This window comes from Candidatus Competibacteraceae bacterium (assembly GCA_016713505.1).
Taxonomy (GTDB): domain Bacteria; phylum Pseudomonadota; class Gammaproteobacteria; order Competibacterales; family Competibacteraceae; genus Competibacter_A.
In genome coordinates, this window is the sequence record JADJPA010000001.1 from 1,858,139 (window position 1) to 1,879,052 (window position 20,914).

Genomic DNA, 20,914 nt, shown 5'->3' on the forward strand with positions numbered 1-20,914 from the left:
CTCAAGCCCGATCCCGCACCAGCGGCACGAACACCACCCGCAAAGCGCTGCGCGTGGCCACTTTGCCCTGCTGGTCCTTGCTGATAACGCGCAAATCCTGCGAGCGATACGGTTCGCCCACCGGAATCACCAGCCGCCCGCCAGGCTTCAACTGCCGCACCAATGCAGGCGGCACCTCAGTCGCCGCCGCCGTGACCATGATGCCATCGAAGGGCGCTTGTTCTTTCCAACCGCGCCCGCCGTCATCGCAGCGAATCTCGATGTTGTCATAGCCGAGTTCGTACAAGCGCCGCCCGGCGGTCTCGGCCAGTTCGGGAATGCGCTCGACCGAATAAACCTGCCGCGCCAGCTGGGCCAACACGGCGGTCTGATAACCGGAACCAGTGCCGATTTCCAACACCACGGCCTGCGGATCGACGCGTAGCAATTCGGTCATCAGCGCCACGATGAAGGGCTGGGAAATGGTCTGACCGCGCCCGATGGGCAACGGCCGATCCGCATAGGCCAACTCCAGCTGGTCGGCCGCCACGAAGCGATGGCGCGGAACCTCCGCCAAGGCCCTCCGCACCGCGTCGCTCAGCTGCGAACAGCCCGTCAAATGGCTGGTTTCCCGCATTTCGGCCGCCACTCGCTCCAGCAAGCGCCGGGCGCTTTCAGGGTCGGGAAACGGCTCGTCGCTCATGATGCGTTCCGATCGCCGGTCGGCGCTTGGCGGCCTCTGGAATCAGAATGCGCGCCAACAATTCGCCCTTACCCAGCAGCGGCTGCCGGCGTAGGCTGGCCAGTAGCCCCGTCGTGGGCGCTATCACCCGTAGCCGCACGCCGCCGGAAAAACTGTCGTAAATCTGGCCCAGTTGCTCGCCGGTCCGAACCCAACGACCGACTTCCAGGGGCGATGAAAAAATGCCCGGTTGCTCGGCTGAGACGACGCAAATCTGCCGCAGACCAAAATAACCCAACTCATCATCGCCGGTGGACTTCAAGCCGGTAACGATACCGGTTCGGTCGAGGAACGCCACCAGCGCCTTAAAAACGATCTCGCAATGCCGGGTTTGCACGCTGCCCGACTGGCCGGCGTAGATCGAAAAATTTTCGCCGCCCTGCTGGCGCCACGCATGGGCCAAACCGGACACCGCACCATGCTCCATCGGCCGCTCGATGACCGCCGGCAACCCAAACAGACAGGCGGTGGCCCGTTCGTCATCGCTGGGCGCGTACAATCGAACTTGGGGCATCTCTTCAATATCGAGATTCGCTTGGTGGATGTCGACCCGATAGTAAGCGGCGCGCGTCAGCGCCAACAAGGCCTCAGTGGCCTCAACCCACAACAAGCGGCGCTGGCTGGCGTCCGCGCGTTGCGGAGCTTCATGGGCATTGAGCGATTCCAAGGTATTGATGGTCGGAACGATCACGATTCGTTCGCGCAAGCGCAAACCGCGCCGGTCGCTCAAACGTATACTTCGCAGAAAAGCTGCTAACCGCGACAATATGAATAAGCCGTTCAATTCGTTGCCGTGCAGATCGGCCACTAACGCCAGCCGTGGCGCGCGTTCCTTGGGGCCGATGTCATGGTAAGCAAATACCCCACCTCGGCCAGAAGACATGACTGACCCGGAGATTGTTGTATTTATCAAGGTCTCGCTCCGTTATAGCGGCATCAGCTTTTTACAAAAATTATTATAGATCGCGTTTTTATATAACTTAGTCCAATTGGAAAATTTCGCGTTCAGATGGTTCCACCCAGCGCCGACAACCCCTGCTGGTCACGTGAATCCGCAGGATGCTTGTCAGCCTCCCCCGCCAGTCGTTATACTGATCTTCTGCTTTAAGCGGGCGATTAGCTCAGTGGGAGAGCACTACCTTCACACGGTAGGGGTCGCTGGTTCGAGCCCAGCATCGCCCACCACTCGAATTGAACTGCAAAAACCATCCCTCGGATTCCTGATTTTTCCTCCTCCGCTTCAGTCCGTTTCTTCGATATTTCCACGCATTGCGCTTGGCTGGCTTGTTCGATCACATCGCTCAAGGCCGTAAAAATGGCCGCAACGGACGCGCCCAATGAATTCACCGGTAACGCTCCAGCCCGCTTCAAGAGAACGAGCCCGAGCGCCAACCGAGTTTGATGGCAGTGCTTATTCGCCGATGATCTTCCTGACCACATCGGTCATGGAGATGACGCCGGTGGGCTGATCGTTTTCGGTCACCACCAAGCGGTGCATCCGCCGCCCGGTCATCAGGCTGACCGCTTCGCTGAGCAGGATGTTGGCGTCGCAGGTGGCGCAACCGGGGGTCATGATCTCGCCCGCCTTCATCGCCCGCGCTTGTTCGGAGGTGCGGCCCTGGCGCGCCAGCACCATGTCGGTCTGCGAGACCACGCCGACCGCCTTGCCGCCGTCCATGACCACCACCGCGTGGATTTCGTTGTCCACCATGATCTTGGCGACTTTTCCGACCGTATCGCCCGACGCGCAGGAAATAATGCCCCGGTGCATCAGGTCTTTGACTTTGGTGCCGTCGTCGGTGATCTTGATCGCTTCGGCTTCGGCCACGCCCGGCAGCGGCTCGGACATTGGGTACGGATGCGGGGTATTGTGCACGTCGCCCTTCGGTAGCGTGGGATGCTCCAGTTTGACCGGCGGCTTGCCGCTGGCCCCCAGGCCAAATTCGGTCGCCCCAATCAGCACCGCCATGTTGCCGTGCGGGTGTTTATTTTCGTACATCAACTGATGGACATGAGGAACGTCGGTATAAGGAAAGGCACGCGACAGACACGGATCAAGCAAACCCTGCAAGGCTAGCGCATTCATCTGATTGGATTGCTCGGTATTGGCGAAGTGTGAGCCTTGCAGCCGCTTTTGGCGCATCCACAGATAGCGCAGATCGACGGTGGCGTTATAGCCCGTCGTCCCCGCGCAGACCACCACCATGCCGCCGGTGTCGCAAACGAAAATCGAGGTCGGGATGGTGGTTTCGCCGGGATGCTCGAACACGAGATTGGGAGCGCGTTTCTCGCCCAGCACCTCCCAAATCTTGGCCCCGAACGCCCGCACCCCCTTCAACCACTTCGCATACCCTGCATTATCCTTCCAGTGCGGCAACATGCCCCAGTGGTCGAACTCGTTGCGGTTGATGCAGCCTTTCGCGCCGAGCTTCATGCAGTAATCAAATTTGTCTTCACCGGAGACAATGGCGATAGGAATCGCGCCCGCCGCCTTGACAATCTGAATCGCCATCGAGCCGAGGCCGCCCGCACCGCCCCAGACCAGCACCACATCACCCTTCTTAACGGCGTTGGCCCCCCAGCCGTGCAGCATCCGCCAAGCCGTAGCCGCCACTAAGGTGTAGGCCGACGCTTCCTCCCAGGTCATGTGTTTGGGCTTGGGCATACACTGCTGAGCTTGCACTTTGGTGAACTGGGCGAAGCTGCCCCAGTTAGTTTCATACCCCCAGATTCGATAGGTGGGCGAATACATCGGATCGCCACCGCTTTTGACCCATTCGCAGTCACGACTGTAGCGGCCGCAATGAATCACCACCTCGTCGCCGACCTTTAAACCAGTCACATCCTTGCCGACCTTATAGACGATGCCGGAGGCGTCGCTGCCGCCGATGTGAAACGGCTCCGGTTCGCCCAGTTCTCCCCGCTCAAAGGCTTTGTTACGCGCACCGATGACATTGACCGGAATCCCCAAGCCCGCCCAAACATTGTTGTAGTTGATGCCCGCCGCCATCACGTACACCAGCACTTCGTCATCGGCGATGGCTGGGATATCGACCACTTCCTGCTGGAAGGCCCCGGTCGGCTTGCCAAAGCGTTCCGGGCGGATCAGCCAAGCGTGCATTTTTTGGGGAACAACACCTAATGGGGGTTGCTCGCCGAGGTTATACAGTTCTTTGGTCATAATTTTTCTCATCCTCCCGGTTGAAGCATTTCAGGTCGCTTTCACAGCACACCGCACCAACCGCGTAGCCCTATAAGCGAGGCCTGCGGCTGGATTGCTAAAAAAATCAAGGCAGTGCATAGCGCGACCACACGCCCGCGACCGCTAGAGCAATGGTGTCATCGAGCGCTACACTGTCTTGAATAGAGGTCTGAAGATCTTGGAGACGGCCGTCTGCCAAACCGTAAACCCAACCGTGCAGCATCAAGGTCTGCCCCCGTTTCCAGGCATCGCCCACCAAGGTGGTGCGGGCGACATTGCGCGTTTGCTCGATGACATTTAACTCGCACAGCGCCCGCCAACGCGCGTCCGTATCCTTCAAAGCGTCTAGCAACTCCGCATGTCGGTCGCGCACGTCCTGAATATGGCGCAGCCAGTTATCGATCAACCCAAAGGATGCGCCGTCCAAAGCCGCCTTGACCCCACCGCAGCCGTAATGACCACAGACAATGATGTGTTGAACCTTGAGCACCTCAATGGCGTACTGCATCACCGACAGACAATTGAGATCGGTATGCACCACCACGTTGGCGACATTGCGATGCACGAACACTTCGCCCGGCTTCAAACCAGTGATCTGGTTAGCAGGCACTCGGCTATCCGAGCAGCCGATCCACAGATAGCTCGGCGTCTGAATCGACGCTAAATCGGCGAAAAAATGGGGATCGTTGGCAGTCGTCTCCTCGGCCCAGCGCGCGTTGGCGGCGAATAACTCTGGTAAGTACTTCATCAAGGTTCTCCAAAGTTCAGTGCAGCGTTGAGGCGCTCGGTCTCAGTGGTGTGGTGGTGTTGGACAAGCCCTGACGATAGTCGCGTTGCCGCTCTAGCCGCCGCGCCAACGAGCGCCCGGCCCGGTCAGCGGCCCGGTCGATAGCGACATACAAATCAGCCTCGGTATCATCAACCACCAGGCTCGGCGCGCCCGCGAAGCTAATCTGAATCCGGCAGCGCTTATCCTCACCGCCGCGTGGGCCGTTCTCATCGGACAACCGCACCGCGACATGGCGCAAGCGCTCGTCAGCCCAACCGAAGGCAAATTGCAACCGACGCTCAACATGCTCACGCACAGCGCTGGTCAACACAATACCAATGGTTCGGATCTGGATATTCATGAGGTGGCTCCTTTAGGGTCAATGACAAGCGTCAGTCTAAAGGCTGGCGAAACATCCAACAATCTGAATAATATTGCGTAATCATTCGATTTTTTCGATGTATTGGAGGCGCATGGCCAGCCTTAACTTTAAACACCTGCACTATTTTTGGATGGTGGCCCGGTCGGGCAGCATCGCCAGCGCCAGTAAACACCTGCACCTAACGCCACAATCGATCAGCAGCCAGTTGAGCGAACTCGAAGGCCGTTTGGGGGTGGAGCTGTTTCGCCGGGTCGGGCGGGGGCTGGAACTGACCGAGACCGGTCAGCGTATCTTCAGTTACGCGGATGAGATTTTCGCGCTCGGCGATGAACTGCTAGCACTCGCGCTGGATCAGACAGTGCGCAAGAGCCTGCTGTTTCGGGTCGGCATCGCCAACTCGGTGCCGAAATCGGTGGCTTATCGGGTGGTGGAACCGGCGTTGCGCATGGCCGAGCCGGTGCGGCTGCTGTGTCGGGAAGGCCGCCTGGCCCCGCTGTTGGCGGAGATGGCGGTGCATCATCTTGATCTGGTGATCGCGGACCAGCCGATGCCCAATCATCTCAACGTGCGCGGCTACAGCCACTTTCTAGGCGAGAGCGATTTGACGGTGTTCGCCGCCCCGCAGTTGGCGCAGTCCCTGTCGGGCGACTTTCCGGCACTGCTGGATCGTGCGCCGTTTCTGTTGCCGGGGGACGATGTGGCGCTACGGCCCGATCTTTTACGCTGGTTTGAAACCCAGCGCCTGTATCCGCACATCGTCGGCGAATTCGAGGACAGCGCCTTGCTCAAGGCGTTCGGTCAGGCTGGGGCGGGTTTGTTCGTAGCCCCCACCGCCATCGCCGATTATGTGACCCGGCAATACACGGTGCAGGCGGTCGGGCGGATTGAAGCGGTGACGGAACGGCTCTACGCCATCACCACCGAGCGGCGATTGCTGCATCCGGCCATTGTGGCGGTGGTGCAGGCCACCCAGCGCGAGTTTTTCGGGAAGCCAGAGCGCACCGAGGGCGGCGGCCATGCTGACCGCGCCACCGACAAGGCCAATCCATAAGCAGCGACCGCCGCCTTCAACCGGTGTTCCGCATTCCCGCCGCCAAAGCGTTGATGGATCGCAGCAACGGTCGCAACCACTTCTCCGCTTCCGGTGAATCGGGTCCCTGGTCCCGCAGCGCTTGGCGATAGCGCGGCAAGAGCGTCACCTGAATGTGGTTGAGCGGGTCCAGATACGGATTGCGCCGCTCTAACGACTTGGCGAGGTTCGGATTTTCTTCGAGCAGGGTCGAGATTTGCGCCACCGCCATAATCTCGCGGCAGGTTTGCTCGTACTCCACCCGAAACTGCTGGTAAATGCGCTTTTCGGCGTCAGCGTTGTGGCAAAGCCGGGCATATTCGCGGGCGATGCCGACATCGACCTTGCTCAGCGACATTTGGCTATTATCGAGCAGCGCCCGGAAGAAGGGCCATTCGCGGTAAAGCGTTTGCAGGGTCGCCAGCCGCTGGGGATCGTCGCCGCGCCAGAGGGCTAAGGCGGTGCCGATGCCGTACCAACCGGGCAAGGTGTGCCGTGACAGACCCCAACCGAACATCCAGGGGATCGCCCGTACCGAGTATTTGGAGCGGTCGCTCTGCGCGCGGTGCGAGGGCCGCGAACCCAGGTTCAGCAGCGCGATTTCACCCAGCGGCGTCGCTTCATAAAAGTAATCGATGAAGCCCGGCGTCTGCTCGGTCAATTCCCGGTACGCCGCTTCGCCATGAAGGGCCAACTCGGCCATCACCGCCGCGGCTTCCGGCGGTTCTGGCGGAACCGTCTGCACCAGGTGACGGCTGGCTTTCATCAGCCCGGTAATGCCCAGGGTCAGCTCGTAAACCGCCGTTTCCAAGTTCTGATACTTAAATGACAGCACCTCGCCCTGTTCGGTGATTTTGATCCGACCTTTTACCGTGCCTGTGGGCTGAGACAAAATCGAGTCGTGGGTCGGACCGCCGCCGCGCCCGACCGTGCCGCCGCGACCGTGGAACAGGCGACAACCAAAGCCGCGCGCCGCTGTCAGCGCCACCGCCCGCTGTTGGGCCTGGTATAGCCCCCAGTTCGAGGCCAGAATACCGCCGTCCTTGCAGGAATCAGAATAGCCGACCATTACGTCCTGAACGCCGCCCGTCGCCGCCAGCAAGGATTGATACGTCGGCTGATCCAATAACCGACTCAGCAAGACTTCAACCCGATTTAAGTCGGCAATGGTCTCGAACAGCGGTGCCACCCGGAGCGCGCAATGCCAACTACCATCGACGCGCCGCCCCGCCAAGCCCGCGAAACTGCCCAGAAATAACACCTCCAGGATGTGGCTAGCCTCGTGGGTCATGGAGATGACGTAATTGTCGAACGCGCACGGGCTGATTTCCTCCCGCAGCCGCGCCATCACCTGAAACACCTCCAAGGTCTCGCGGGTGGCCGGACTCAAGCTATCGCAATACAGTAGCGGCGTACCGGGCTTAGCCAACAGCTCGTTCAGGACAGCCAGCCGCTGTTCTTCCGACAGCGCGGCATAGTCCGGCAAGTTGGGCGCGACCGCGAAAATCTCCGTGACCGCCGCCGTGTGTCGGCCCGATTCCTGGCGCACGTCGAGCGCGGTCAGGTAGAAACCGAAGGTCTCCGCCAGCCGGATCAGATCGGTCAGTTCGCCATCGGCGACTGCGCGGTCGCCGTGCGCGATTAAGGAATCGCGGATGAGATAGAGATCATCCAGAAACGCCTGCTCGGATGCATAGCCCCAGAACGGCACTGGCGCTGCTTCGGGGTGGCCCTCAGCGCGGGCGCGCGCCCGGTCGTGGTTGTGCCGCAGGCGGTGATAGATCAAAAACAGCTTGCGCCGGTACGGTTCCTGCGCGTACTGGCGGGGCGCGTCGGTGAACAGGGCACTCATCTGTTCCGCATCCGCTTCCAGACGGGCGGCGAACACCGGCGAGGGCATGACCAGCGAACTGGAATAAGTCAGATGGCGGTTCAGTTCCTCGATCCGGCGCAGATATTCGCGCAGGATTTCCTGCGTTTGCAGGCGCAACGCTAGGGCGGTGGTTTCCGGCGTGACGAACGGGTTGCCGTCGCGGTCGCCGCCGATCCACGAACCGAACCGCAGCAGGCAGGGAATGCGGATACCCCCTTTCCCGCCGACATCGCCGTAGACCGCGTTCAGCGCCCGCTCCAAGTTGCGGTAGAGCGTCGGCAATGCCTGAAAGATGGACTCGCGGAAATAGTACAGGCCATTCTTGATTTCATCGCGCACCTGCGGCTTGAAGCTGCGCACCTCGTCGGTTTTCCACAGGATTTGAATCTGGCTTTGCAGCTCTTCCACCACCTCGGCGCGCTGGTAGCGGTTGAGCGCTGGATTGTCGAGCTTGCCGTTGGTCACAAACACCCGTCGTTGCGCCCCTAGCAAAACTCGGCGCTTGGCCTCGGTCGGGTGCGCGGTGAACACCGGCGTAAAGCACAGTTGATCGAGCAAGGTCTGTAACCGTCTGGCATCCACGCCATCGGCGCGCAAGGCGCGCAACGTTTCATCAAACGAACCGCGCCACAGCGCTTTGCCGCGCCGAACCTGCTCACGGCGCAACTGGTGCTGAAAATTTTCCTCGGCAATGTTGGCGAGATTGAAATAGGCGTTGAAAGCACGCACGACGTGGTTGAGCATCTCTGGATTGAGGGCCGCGATGAAACGCAGCAGCCGTTCGCGGATGTCGGGCGCGAGATCGGATTGGCTGCGCAATTCAATGAAACCCTGGCGCAGGGTTTCAACGGCATCGAATACGGTGCGACCTTCGCGGTCGCGCAGCGTTTGGCCCAACAACTGGCCCAGCAGTTTAACGCGGTCGCGTAGCGGCTTGTCAGAGGGGGTCGGCATGGGGAATGCTCCGGTGGTTCTGGATCAAGAGTTCATCAAGGATTGACCACAGCGGATGATTTTGTTTCACCTACAGGTTACCGAAGGAACTCCCTGCGACCGATAGTAGGTTTGGGCAGCGTAGCGTGGTTGGCTGATCTCCACTAAGGCTTTAACGTCGCCTGTTTGAGAGGTTTAGCAGTCTACTGATGAACTAGGCGTAAATAATCAGGGGCGCCAAATAGCGCCCCTGGATTACTCAGCCGTGATACCCCGGCTCTACCCCGTATATGGAGCATGAGCCGGAACATTAACCTGCGTCGTAAGCGCTTACTCGCCGATAATTTTTCTCACCACATCGGTCATAGAGATCACGCCGGTAGGCTGATCGTTTTCGGTCACCACCAAGCGGTGCATCCGCCGTCCGGTCATCAGGCTCACCGCTTCGCTCAACAGAATATTGGCGTCGCAGGTAGCGCAACCGGGGGTCATGATGTCTGCGGCCTTCATCGCCCGCGCTTGTTCGGAGGTACGGCCTTGCCGCGCCAACACCATGTCGGTTTGCGAGACCACCCCAACCGCCTTGCCGCCGTCCATGACCACCACCGCGTGGATTTCGTTGTCCACCATCACCTTGGCCACTTGACCTACCGTATCGCTCGGTGCACAAGAAATGATGCCACGGTGCATGAGGTCTTTGACCTTGGTGCCGTCGTCGCTGATCTTGATGGCTTCGGCTTCAGCCACGCCCGGCAACGGCTCGGACATTGGGTACGGATGCGGGGTATTGTGCACATCGCCCTTCGGTAGCGTGGGATGCTCCAGTTTGACCGGCGGTTTGCCGCTGGCCCCCAGGCCAAATTCGGTCGCGCCAATCAGCACCGCCATGTTGCCGTGCGGGTGTTTGTTGTCGTGCATCAGTTGGTGCGCTACCGGCAGTTCTTCGTAGGTGAAGGCCCGCGACAGACACGGATCAAGCAGACCGCGCACTGCCAGTTCGTTCATCTGATAGGACTGTTCGGCGTTGGCGAAGTGCGAACCTTGCAAGCGCTTTTGGCGCATCCACAGATAGCGCAGATCGACGGTGGCGTTATAGCCCGTCGTCCCCGCGCAGACCACCACCATGCCGCCGGTGTCGCAAACGAAAATCGAGGTCGGGATGGTGGTTTCGCCGGGATGCTCGAACACGAGATTGGGAGCGCGTTTCTCGCCCAGCACCTCCCAAATCTTGGCCCCGAATGCCCGCACCCCCTTCAGCCACTTGGCGTAGCCGACGTTATCCTTCCAGTGTGGCAACATGCCCCAGTGCTCGAATTCGTTGCGGTTGATGCAGCCTTTCGCGCCCAACTTCATGCAATAGTCGAACTTATCTTCGCCGGACACCATCGCAATCGCCGTGCCACCGGCTGCCTTGACGATCTGAATTGCCATTGAACCGAGGCCGCCCGCGCCGCCCCAGACCAATACTACATCGCCCTTTTTGACCGCGTTCTTGCCCCAGCCGTGCAGCATCCGCCACGCGGTGGCCGCGACCAGCACGTAGGCCGAGGCTTCTTCCCAGTTCATGTGCTTGGGCTTGGGCATACATTGCTGGGCCTGCACTTTGGTAAATTGGGCGAAACTACCGTAGTTGGTCTCGTAGCCCCAGATACGGAAGCTGGGCGAATACATCGGGTCACCGCCGCTCTTGACCCATTCGCAGTTGCGATCCCAGGTGCCGCAGTGGACGACCACTTCATCGCCGACCTTGACGTGGGTCACGTCCTTGCCGATTTTGTAAACGATGCCGGAGGCGTCGCTGCCGCCGATGTGGAAATCTTCCTTCTCCCCGGCCTTGTTGCGCGCACCGATGACGTTGACCGGAATACCTAGCCCGGCCCAGACGTTGTTGTAGTTGATGCCCGCCGCCATCACGTAGACCAGCACTTCGTCATCGGCAATCGGCGGCACGTCCACCACTTCCTGCTTGAAGGCTTCGGTCGGCTTGCCGAAGCGCTCGGCGCGAATCAGCCAGGCGTGCATTTTTTTGGGGACAACGCCTAAGGGGGGTTGTTCGCCAAGGTTATAGAGTTCTTTGGCCATGTTGTGATTCCTCTCTGTGGGGTGGTTTTAAGGGTTGTTGTTAAGATCGTGTTTTGAGAGCCTGCATCACCCGCTCGCGCAAACGTTCATATTCCGCAATCGGCGAACGGCGCGGCGCTTCGGCCAGTTCGCTAAACAGCGTCTCCTCGCCGCCGAGTAGGCCGAGGCCGTAACGACCAAACTCTTCGCGCAGATGCTTGACCAGCCATTCCGCCTGACAGCGCTGGCGGCGGGCGGTGAACTGCTGCTGTCCCAGCAGCCATAGCCGGTGCTGCTCCAGCGCATCGGCCAGCTTATCAATCCCGCTGCCGAGCGCAGCGCTGGCCGATAAAGCTGGAACCTGCCAGCCTTCCGGGTCCATTTGCCGCCGCAGGGTATTTTTTAATTCCGATAAGGTCTTGCGCGCCGCCATACCAATGTCTTCCTTGTTGACGACGATGACGTGCGGCACTTCCATGATGCCCGCTTTCAAAAACTGGATGCTATCGCCCGACGCCGGTTGCGCCACGAAACAGGTGGTGTCAGTCATTTTGGATACGTCAATTTCCTTCTGACCGACGCCGACGGTTTCCACCAGCACGATGTCAAACACCGCCAGCATCGCTAGGCTCATCGGCCAGACCTCGGCGCTCAAACCGCCGAACTCACCGCGACAAGCCAGCGAGCGTATGAACACCTCCCGATCCGCGCCGCTGGCGTGCATCCGCAGCCGGTCGCCGAGCAGCGCACCGCCGGTAATCGGGCTGGACGGATCGACCGCCAGAATCGCCACCTTCAAGCCCCGCTGCCGCCAGACCTGAATTAACGCAGCGGTCAGCGAGGATTTGCCCGCGCCCGGCGGGCCGGTGATACCGATCAGATGGCCGCCAGCGTCCAACTTGTCCGGCGGCAGCGCATCCAGAAACGCCGCCGCGCACTGCCGAGCGGCTGGACGGCGGTCGTCCAGCAGGTTGAGTGCACGGGCCAGCGCCAGCCGGTCGCGGCGGCTGACGGCGGCGGCCAGCGCCTCCGGTGCGGGCAGAGCCAAGCTCATGGCTTCAAACCACCGCGACGGGCTTTAGCTCATTGGCTTTGCGAATCAGGTTGAGGATATCGACCATGATGCCGTTCATATCGATGTCCTTGGGCGTGTAGACGGCAGCGATGCCGCGTTCCTTCAACTGCTTGGCGTCGCTTTCCGGGATGATGCCGCCGATGACCACCGGCAACTCCTTCAAGCCGACTTTATCCAGTTGATTGAACACATCCTCGACCATTTCCAGATGGCTGCCGGACAGCACCGACAAACCGATCAGATGCACGCCTTCTTCCAGCGCCGCCTTAGCGATTTGTTCCGGGGTCAGGCGGATACCTTCGTAGACGATCTCGAAGCCGACATCGCGCCCTTTGACCGCGATTTGCTCGGCACCGTTGCTGTGGCCGTCCAGACCGGGCTTGCCGATGAGCAGCCGCAACGGCCGACCCATTTCTTCGCCAGTCTTGCTGACCTGGGTGCGAATCGCCACCGCCCGCGCACTACGGGCATCGTCGTTGGCGGGAATGTCGATGCCGGTCGGGGCGCGGTATTCGCCGAAAATGTCACGCAGGGTCTGCGACCACTCGCCGGTGGTAACGCCCGCGTGGGCGCACAGAATCGAGGCGGGCATGATGTTGGCCCCGCTGCGGGCGGTTTCGGCCAGATTGGCCAACGCCGCTTTCACTTCGGCGGCGTTGCGCTGGGCACGGAAGGCGTTGAGCCGCTCGATCTGCTCGCGTTCGGCGCGGGGATCGACCTTCATGATGCCGCTGTCCTTGCCGCCGGTCAGCGGCGATTCCTCGGTTTCCTGATAGCAATTCAGGCCGATGATCTTCAAATCGCCGCGTTCGATAGCCCGCATCCGCTCGGTGTGGCTGGTGACCAGTTGCCGCTTGACGTAGCCGGATTCGATGGCTTGCACCATGCCGCCCTGCTCCTGCACCCGCGCCATTTCCGCCGTCGCGCCGTCGATCAGCGATTTGACCTTGGCCGCAATCACCGGCGAGCCGTCGAAGATGTCGCCGTATTCCAGCAAATCGGTTTCAAACGCTAAGACCTGCTGCATCCGCAACGCCCATTGCTGATCCCAGGGCCGGGGCAGACCCAGTGCCTCGTTCCAAGCCGGTAGCTGAATGGCGCGGGCGCGGGCGCGTTTGGACAGCGACACGCCGAGCATTTCCAGCACGATGCGTTGAACGTTGTTTTCCGGCTGCGCTTCAGTCAGACCTAGAGAGTTGACCTGCACCCCGTAGCGGAAGCGGCGCATTTCCTCGCTTTGCGCGCCGTAGCGTTGCTGGGTCATCGTGTCCCACATCTCGCCGAAGGCCCGCAGTTTGCAGGTTTCCTCGATAAACCGAATCCCGGCGTTGACGAAGAAGGAAATCCGTCCGACCACCTGCTCGAAGCCATCCGCGCCGATTTGGCCGGAATCGCGCACTGCGTCCATGACCGCGATGGCGGTGGACAGCGCATAGGCCAATTCTTGGGTCGGGGTCGCGCCCGCTTCCTGCAAATGGTAGCTACAAATGTTGGTTGGGTTCCACTTGGGAATGTTCTTGACGGTGTAGGCGATGATGTCGGTGGTCAACCGCACCGAGGGCGACGGCGGGAAGATGTAGGTGCCGCGCGACAGGTATTCCTTGAGGATATCGTTTTGGGTGGTGCCTTGCAGTTGCGCCGGTTTCGCACCCTGGCGCTCGGCAGTGGCGACGTACAACGACAACAGCCAAGCGGCGGTGGCGTTGATCGTCATAGAGGTGTTCATCTGACCCAGCGGAATCTGGTCGAACAACGCTTCCATGTCGCCGATGTTACCAATCGGCACGCCGACCTTGCCGACTTCACCACGGGCTAGCGGATGATCCGAGTCATAACCAGTCTGGGTCGGCAGGTCGAAGGCCACCGACAGGCCGGTTTGGCCTTTGCTGAGGTTGGTGCGGTACAACTCGTTGGATGCCTTGGCGGAAGAATGGCCGGAATACGTCCGCATCAGCCAGGGTTTGTCGCGTTTAGGGTTGGACATCAGGCGCCTCTCTTGGGAGTTGTGGTCATTGGGTTGTTATTTTACGTCCTTGTGATGGGGTGATATTGAGGTTTTTCTTTAGAGAATTTCATAGTCTATTTATTCTTCTAGGCTCAGATTTTTATCTTCACGAATAGCCACTAACTCGGCAAGCTTTTCCTTGCCTAAGATAGTAAGAATCCAATGGGGATGTTGTGAACCTCGCCTGCTAGAAGAGGAACCATTAGCAATAGTAGGTACTGTAACTATTTGAATATCAATATATCCTAAAGCTATAAATTGGATTTTTATTTTTAAAATTTCATTTTCTTTAATATTTAATGAAGTAATCTTTTTTTCATTCTCTTGTATTATTTTAGAATAAATTAGTTTATTTATTATACTTCTAGCATTGTACTCAGTAGTATTCTCCAAGAGTCCTTCAGCAATTCTTATGAACAAACCATCCCAATCTATACTAAATTTACTTTCATACGTTTCTTGGCCTATATGATAGATGTACTCTAAATCGATCTTGCTTCCTCCCTGAGAGAAATATTGATTTGCTATTTTTATATTTTCTTCTAGCATTTTTTCGAGCTGTGCATTTTTATCAGCAAGGCGAGCATTTTCACTACTTAGCCGCGACATCTCACTAACTACTTCCGGCCCAATAGTTTCAGTGGTTCTAACCCATCCTGGACGCGGGTTAGTTGTGATCAACTTTACTAAAGATCGTGATACTTTGCCCCCTAAATCTTCTTTGGATGCCCAAAATCCAACTAACTTACCCTTAAGTTTCTGCTTGAATTTTTTAAGAGATTCTATTTTCTTAACATCTGACTCTATACGATCTATAGGCCAAGATGCAGAGTCATCTATAATGAAAGCGATTGCCGGAATGCCTTGTTTTACGGCATAATCATGCTCTTTCTCTGTATAGCTTTTTTTACCAGTAACTGAGCCATACCTATGTGCAACAATAACAATATAATAATCACTTTGGTCAATCTGTCTGGCAATTAACTTCCACTGCTCCTCATCAGCAGCACTGAACATCTCCATGCCGACAGGAATATGTCCCATTTCAAGGATAGCTTTGATTACTTCATCTCTTTCTTGCTTCAAATCCTCGTATGTCGAACTAATAAATATCTGATATTTTATTGTTGACACTTTTTCTCCAAAATTTTTACGACGAGGCCCGACCTTTCTCAATCGCAAGCTGTGCAAATCATATTCTGGCTGAAGATCATCATTAATTTTAATTAATTTTCCCCTCTCCATTTTTGGAGAGGGGATTCTTATCATCTCACGCCGTACGCCGCTTAATCAGCAGCCGCCGTTCAATCTCAAAAATCTTGTTGCTCAGCTTCTCCTTACTCAACTTCTGCTTATCGTTCTCCTTGATAAACAAATCCGCGCCATACGTTTCCAATGCAGCAGCGGCGCTAATGTTCTTCACGCCGATGAACTGGAAAGTCACGATACCGACCGCATCGTTATTCGGCACGGTCTCGGTCGCCACCACTCGTGAGAGCGCCGCCACCGTATCGCCGGAGATCGACGGCTGGGTGTGATAACCCTCGGTGAAGCCCAATTCCCACACCGCATTTTCGCTGACATCGCGGCTGGCCAAGCCTTCCAGCCAAGCGAATACCAAGCCGCCATAGACAATTGGATCGCCGCTCATCTTGCCCGACAGACCGGTGCTATAGACCCGATCAAAATGCAAGGGATGGGTGTTGCCGACCAGATAGGTCCAATACATGTGCTCGTCGGTGATGGTGCGGCCGTTGGTGTGGACGATCAGATCGCCGAGCGAGAAATCCTCGAAATAGGTATTGGGGCCGGTCAACTGGCTGGGATAGCCGCCCGCATTGAGCGGAATATCCACCACCGGATGCTCGACCCACGGGAAATCGACCGGGGTGGTCGGCGCGGGGGTGGTCGGCAACCGATTGCCGCGATAACCGACCATGATCTTGCGCTCGTATTGCAGCACCACCTGATTGTGCTGGTTCACGCTCAGGGTGCGAATCAGCACGATGCCAGGTTTATCCTCGCCACGCGCCTTGCGATCCACCACCTGGGTATAACCGCGCAGGGTGTCGCCCGGATACACCGGCCGCAGGAATTGCACGTTGTAATAACCGAGATTGGCAATCGCTTTTTCAGAATCGTTGTGCACGCCCAGCGACAGCGTGACGTTGAACACCATCTGCGGGCTGGCGGGCAGGTCGGGGAAGCCGTGGGCCTTGGCATATTCAACGTTCAAATACAATGGATTGCATTGCATGAATACGCGGGCGAAATCCAGCATCGGGCCACGCTCGAAGGTGTAGCCACGTGGGTGGACGAACACCTGCCCCGGTACGAACTCATCCAGATAGCGCCCGTATTGCGGCCGCCGCGCCCATTCCACGTTGACCGTAACGGAACCAGCGACTTCCGCCTGCTCGCTCAAACGCATCGAAAAACTCATCGCTCAACCTCCCACTTCAGCTTTGGATTTGGCGTTGTCCACCAGAGAACGGGCAATGACCTTCAGCGCCAGGGTTTCTTCCGCCCCCTCGAAAATCGACAGCACCCGCGCGTCGATGAAATAGCGGCTGACCGGGGTTTCCTCGGCGTAGCCCATGCCGCCATGAATCTGCAACGCCTCGCGGGTCACCCATTCGGCGGTCTTGCAGGTAAAGAATTTGACCATGCTGGCTTCCATGTCGCCCTTGCCCTCGTCCATTAGCCGACCCACGGAATAGGTGAACTGGCGGCCGATGGCGAGATAAGTCGCCATCCGCGCCAGTTTGATCTGGGTCAGTTGATAGTCGCCGATGGGATAGCCGAACACCATCCGCTCCTGGGAATAGCTTAAGGCTTTCTCATAGGCGGCCTGCATGATGCCGATGGCGCGGGCGGCGGTCTGAATCCGGCCGCCGGAAAATCCGGCCATCGTAAAGTAGAAGCCTTTGCCCTCGCCTTTCGGCCCGCCCAGCATGTTCTCATCCGGCACGAAGATATTGTCGAAGAACAGGTCGAACGAGTGCATTCCGCGATAGCCGATGGTGGAAATCGCCTTACCGGTGAGCTTGCCGCCGCCTTCCTGGGTGAAATTGATGGTGTGGCCGGGGGTGCTGGGTTTTTCCAGCAGGAACATCGACAAGCCACGATGGCCCAGCGAGATGTCGGGATTCGTGCGAGCCAGAATCAGCAACACGCCCGCCTTGCCGCCGAAAGTGCACCAGGTCTTGGCCCCGTTCAGCAGCCAGCCACCTTCAGTCTTGGTGGCTTTCAAACGCATGTTGGCGACATCGGAGCCGTAGTTCGGCTCGGTTACGGCCACCGCGCACAGCAACTCGCCGGAGGCCAATTGCGGCAGCCATTTATTCTTTTGCTCCTCAGTGCCACCTTTGAGCAATGCCTTGGACAGAATTTCCGGCCGGGTGATCAGGCTGCCCGCCGCACCCAGCGAACCACGGGTCAGTTCCTCGGTCACCACGATCATGCCGAGGTTGTCTTCCTGCTCGTCGCTTTGGATGCCGCCGAAGCGTTCCGGGATGGAGATGCCAAAGCAACCCATATCCTTGACCTGCTCCAAAATAGCATCGGGGATGTCCAGGTCGTGGCGGTGGACTTCCTCGGCCAGTGGCATCACCACTTCCTCCGCCACCCGGCGGAATTGCTCGCGCATCATCTCGTGATGATCATCCAGCAGATAAGCGCCGGTCACGCCGTCCTGCGCCCGCATCAACTGACCGAGTTCAGCCACATGGGCCGCTGGCAATTGCGCTTGGCAGAACTGCCGAACCTTGGGATCGTCCACCGTTTTACTCAACCAGGCGTCATCCAGCCCGAAATCGGTGGGGCGGGCGCTCAGGCGATTGCGCACCGCTTGCAACGCTTCGGCGGCAAACAGCAGGGCAAACCGTTCTTCCAGTATCAGTTCACTGGCCGAACCGCCGCCCGCCGCCGCCCGCGCCCGCCTGGCGTAATCCAGCCCGAAACGCGCGCCGGTCACTTCAGCACAAGACAGCGCCAAGTCATAGCTGACGAGTTGGTGATGGTCGAGCAGCGCGGCGGAAATTTTACCGTCGGCCTTCTGTGAGCGTTCTTTCACGTCCGCCAGGGAACAATCGAGCGCCTTCTGGACGGTATCCAGCGCCAGCGCGGCCTGTTGTAATTGTTCTGCCGGATTCTGGGTCGGTGCGGACATGGGTTTTACCTCATCGAGTGGTTTGTGTTTATTTATGAAAACCCTAAATTTCTTAAAGCTATCGCCGAAGTTTAAGCGGAAACCGGTCGGATCACATCATGCATTGTGTCCGTCGCTTGCAAAACCTTCAGGGAAAATCAGCGATAGCCAACGAACGGCGACAAACTACCTCCTGGTGAACGGCCTCGGAGAAATTGCTTGTCGATTTCTCCTTATAATGGCGCCCGTCAGCAGCGGGCTCTTGCCAAAGTCAACAGCCTGACGCAAAGCATTTTCCATCATTATCGGCGCACCGAAAACAGAGCGCGCCGCCACACTGCAAGAGATCTTCGTGGCCACATTTTCCAAGCCGTCGACCGAACTCAGCCAGCACGCCGGCGTGCTGGCGCTCGAATTGGACCCCAACCACGCCGATCCCGCCGGCGTGCCGCCCGCGCCGCTCGATGTGATCGCCGCCACCGCCTTGGCCGGCCATCTCGCTAAGGATTTGGACCGCATTCTCGGCGGCATCAGCCATCTGGGCTTGATTCTATCCGGCGCGCTCTACGATCAAACCGAAATCCTCCAGCCGGGATTTCCACTGGTCGGCGCCTTGGCCGAACTGTACCGCGGCAGTTCGCGCGCGGCCGTTTTTACCCCGCAACTGATGGCGCTCGGCACCGACCGGGGTTTCTTTCCGGTCGCCGCCATCAATCCATTGCGCCGGCCCGGCTCCGGTCCCTTGCTGTTGTTGCCGTTTTGCTTCGTCGGGCACAGTCATGATATTGCCGGCTTGGCGCGAGTTATGGAAGACATTTTGCTGCAAAGCGGCGAAGTGTCGCAAGCAACCCGTGAGGCGGTCCAGCAGGTGTTCGGGGTGGTGGCGCTGAATCTGTCTTTCGCCACCCTGAGCGATCTCTGCGCTTTGTTGCGGGTGCAGTTGGAAAGCGGCCATTTATTGCCGCTGTGGGATTTGCTGGAACACGCCTGGTTCGAACGACCCGGCGTCCGCGCTGCCGTACTGGAGGACGGCAACCGTTTTCTGGTGGCGAAAGGGGATGCCCACACCCTGTTTTACACCTTCGACGACTGGGCGCAATTCGGACCGGGACGGAATTTGCCCGCCGCGGAACTGACGGGCGGCTATCGGGGTTGGGTGAGGGCGCAGCGGCAGTACGCGCTAGCGCTGGCGCTCTACGGACTGCACGTGCGTTGGGTGTTGGCCAACCCGCCTTTGGAAGAGACGCTGCGAAACGCCGCCAGCGAAACCGCGCTGGCGGCGTTTCGAGAGATTCCTTGTCTGTCAGGCGATTATTTGGTCGAGCGCATTTTCCACAACGACAGCGAACAACCGGAACGCCAGCTATCGATCACTCATCAGGCCGACGCGGAACTGGGGACGCTGGCCTATACCGTGACCGCCTTGGACGCCTCCGGCCAACTGGCGCGCTTGGAACATTACTATCCCTTGCAACCGCAAGGGGTGCAGGTGATCGTCGATCATTTGATCCAGCGCTGCGCCGAACAGAAGGCCGAACGCGAAGTACTGCATCCGGGCCGACTGCTGCACTCGGAAAACGGCCGAAGCTTGCGGGCGGCAACCGAAGCGGATTTGCCCGCGCCGGCGGCACGGCCGCATTGAACGCAGTAACCGCACAGATTTTCGCGCCATCGGAATGCAGGCCGGCTTGCGCCGGCCCCGGAAGGCCGCGATCAGTAATGCGCGATCCGCGCCGTCCCGTCGTAGCCGGTCAACAACCGCACCCGATCACCGCGATTGAACGGCTCGTCGGCGGCCTGAGTGATGGCGAGCAACCGACCGCTGTCCAACCGAACCGTAATTTCCAAACCGGGTTGGCGAGTTGCATTTTGCTCGATGGTCGAGCCCACCAGCCCCCCGACGATCGCGCCGCCGATCGCGCCAGCCGCGCGGCCGTTGCCCTTGCCGAGGTTGCTGCCGGCCAAGCCGCCCAGCGCCGCGCCGCCCATCGTACCCACCCCGCTCTGCGTCCCTTCGATCAGCACGTCACGCACGCTTTCGACATAACCCAACCGGACTTCTTGCACCCCGCGCGCCTGCGCGCGGCTGTAAGCGCCGCCGGACAGGCTGGACGCGCAACCGCCCCCCAGCATCAAACCCGATGCCAGCATCACGACCACCGCCATGGTTTTAAGCGCTTTCATCAACTCACCTCGACGACTCAAGCAGTTGCAATGGGACCATTGATTTCAGAACGTTAAAACAGGATCGCCAAACCCGCGCCACCACCTTAGCAAAACCCTCTGAATCTCGGCTGAACGCCCGCCACCGAGCTTTTCGCGGCCCCAAACCAACCCGCGGACGCGCTTTTAGGGCAGCAGCAAATCGCCGCCTTCCATTTGCAGCACTTCAACGCGCCAGCCGACCAATAACACGCTGCCGATTTGGCGGTTCTGCCCGGTATCGGTGAACTCGAACACATACAGCCGTTCCAGCTTCAACCGACCGTCGTCGCGACGCAACCAGAGCCGTTCCAGCGCCACGGTATCGTCCAGCAGTTGCACGCCGTTTTGCTGGCAGGCGCGCGCGCTGGCGACGCGGGCTTGTTCGCGGGCGCCGAGGCTGTCCCGCCAGAACCACAGGCCGATACCCGATACCGCCAGGAAGCTGATGAGAAAAGAGAAGCTCATCGGT

At 58.9% G+C, this 20,914-nt stretch carries 16 protein-coding genes and 1 tRNA gene; 3 read left to right on the forward strand and 14 right to left on the reverse strand.

The genetic code is table 11. The annotated features are described in order from the left end of the window. Nucleotide 1: 1 nt before the first annotated feature. Both IPK09_08415 and IPK09_08420 read right to left on the reverse strand, forming a co-directional pair. Entirely contained in the window at nucleotides 2–682 is a 681-nt protein-coding gene (locus tag IPK09_08415; GenBank protein MBK7983640.1) for a protein-L-isoaspartate(D-aspartate) O-methyltransferase, read from the reverse strand. Next, nucleotides 654–1,604, reverse strand: a complete 951-nt coding sequence (locus IPK09_08420) for a succinylglutamate desuccinylase/aspartoacylase family protein (GenBank protein MBK7983641.1) — start codon at nucleotides 1,602–1,604, stop codon at nucleotides 654–656. The genes IPK09_08415 and IPK09_08420 overlap by 29 nt, the downstream gene beginning before the upstream one ends. 227 nt (nucleotides 1,605–1,831) lie before the next feature. On the opposite strand from IPK09_08420, the gene IPK09_08425 reads away from it, so the two are divergent. Further along, a tRNA-Val gene (locus IPK09_08425) sits at nucleotides 1,832–1,906 on the forward strand. Between the two features lie 226 nt (nucleotides 1,907–2,132). On the opposite strand, the gene ccrA (IPK09_08430) is transcribed toward IPK09_08425, so the two are convergent. From ccrA (IPK09_08430) to IPK09_08440, 3 genes are all read right to left on the reverse strand, one after another. Beyond that, nucleotides 2,133–3,902: a crotonyl-CoA carboxylase/reductase gene (ccrA, locus tag IPK09_08430; protein MBK7983642.1), complete on the reverse strand. Its 1,770-nt coding sequence runs from the start codon at nucleotides 3,900–3,902 to the stop codon at nucleotides 2,133–2,135. A 106-nt stretch (nucleotides 3,903–4,008) separates the two neighbouring features. Next, on the reverse strand, nucleotides 4,009–4,671 hold the full coding sequence (can, locus tag IPK09_08435; protein MBK7983643.1) for a carbonate dehydratase: 663 nt from the start codon (nucleotides 4,669–4,671) through the stop codon (nucleotides 4,009–4,011). Between the two features lie 16 nt (nucleotides 4,672–4,687). Beyond that, nucleotides 4,688–5,053, reverse strand: a complete 366-nt coding sequence (locus IPK09_08440; protein ID MBK7983644.1) for an HPF/RaiA family ribosome-associated protein — start codon at nucleotides 5,051–5,053, stop codon at nucleotides 4,688–4,690. A 112-nt stretch (nucleotides 5,054–5,165) separates the two neighbouring features. On the opposite strand from IPK09_08440, the gene nhaR reads away from it, so the two are divergent. Beyond that, the gene (gene nhaR / locus IPK09_08445; protein ID MBK7983645.1) at nucleotides 5,166–6,125 is read left to right on the forward strand and encodes a transcriptional activator NhaR; all 960 of its coding nucleotides are present in this window, start codon (nucleotides 5,166–5,168) and stop codon (nucleotides 6,123–6,125) included. Between the two features lie 16 nt (nucleotides 6,126–6,141). Here the strand turns inward: nhaR and ppc are convergent, their stop codons facing one another. From ppc to IPK09_08480, 7 genes are all read right to left on the reverse strand, one after another. After that, nucleotides 6,142–8,970 carry a phosphoenolpyruvate carboxylase gene (gene ppc / locus IPK09_08450; protein ID MBK7983646.1) on the reverse strand — a complete coding sequence of 943 codons (2,829 nt, stop codon included), beginning with the start codon at nucleotides 8,968–8,970 and terminating at the stop codon, nucleotides 6,142–6,144. A 309-nt stretch (nucleotides 8,971–9,279) separates the two neighbouring features. Then, the gene (ccrA, locus tag IPK09_08455) at nucleotides 9,280–11,031 is read right to left on the reverse strand and encodes a crotonyl-CoA carboxylase/reductase (GenBank protein MBK7983647.1); all 1,752 of its coding nucleotides are present in this window, start codon (nucleotides 11,029–11,031) and stop codon (nucleotides 9,280–9,282) included. Between the two features lie 40 nt (nucleotides 11,032–11,071). Next, nucleotides 11,072–12,064, reverse strand: a complete 993-nt coding sequence (gene meaB / locus IPK09_08460) for a methylmalonyl Co-A mutase-associated GTPase MeaB (protein MBK7983648.1) — start codon at nucleotides 12,062–12,064, stop codon at nucleotides 11,072–11,074. A 4-nt stretch (nucleotides 12,065–12,068) separates the two neighbouring features. Beyond that, the gene (locus IPK09_08465; GenBank protein MBK7983649.1) at nucleotides 12,069–14,069 is read right to left on the reverse strand and encodes a protein meaA; all 2,001 of its coding nucleotides are present in this window, start codon (nucleotides 14,067–14,069) and stop codon (nucleotides 12,069–12,071) included. A gap of 99 nt (nucleotides 14,070–14,168) precedes the next feature. Beyond that, complete coding sequence (locus IPK09_08470; protein MBK7983650.1) at nucleotides 14,169–15,335, reverse strand: DUF4062 domain-containing protein; 1,167 nt, start codon at nucleotides 15,333–15,335, stop codon at nucleotides 14,169–14,171. Between the two features lie 25 nt (nucleotides 15,336–15,360). Then, a complete protein-coding gene (locus IPK09_08475) occupies nucleotides 15,361–16,533 on the reverse strand; it encodes a MaoC family dehydratase (GenBank protein ID MBK7983651.1) in 1,173 nt (390 codons plus the stop codon). Between the two features lie 3 nt (nucleotides 16,534–16,536). Next, complete coding sequence (locus IPK09_08480; GenBank protein ID MBK7983652.1) at nucleotides 16,537–18,261, reverse strand: acyl-CoA dehydrogenase family protein; 1,725 nt, start codon at nucleotides 18,259–18,261, stop codon at nucleotides 16,537–16,539. A 331-nt stretch (nucleotides 18,262–18,592) separates the two neighbouring features. Between IPK09_08480 and IPK09_08485 the strand changes: the two genes are divergently transcribed. Next, the gene (locus IPK09_08485) at nucleotides 18,593–19,882 is read left to right on the forward strand and encodes a hypothetical protein (GenBank protein ID MBK7983653.1); all 1,290 of its coding nucleotides are present in this window, start codon (nucleotides 18,593–18,595) and stop codon (nucleotides 19,880–19,882) included. A gap of 71 nt (nucleotides 19,883–19,953) precedes the next feature. Here the strand turns inward: IPK09_08485 and IPK09_08490 are convergent, their stop codons facing one another. After that, the gene (locus IPK09_08490; GenBank protein ID MBK7983654.1) at nucleotides 19,954–20,424 is read right to left on the reverse strand and encodes a glycine zipper 2TM domain-containing protein; all 471 of its coding nucleotides are present in this window, start codon (nucleotides 20,422–20,424) and stop codon (nucleotides 19,954–19,956) included. Nucleotides 20,425–20,589: 165 nt separating this feature from the next. Next, complete coding sequence (locus IPK09_08495) at nucleotides 20,590–20,910, reverse strand: DUF3301 domain-containing protein (protein MBK7983655.1); 321 nt, start codon at nucleotides 20,908–20,910, stop codon at nucleotides 20,590–20,592. Between the last annotated feature and the right edge of the window lie 4 nt (nucleotides 20,911–20,914).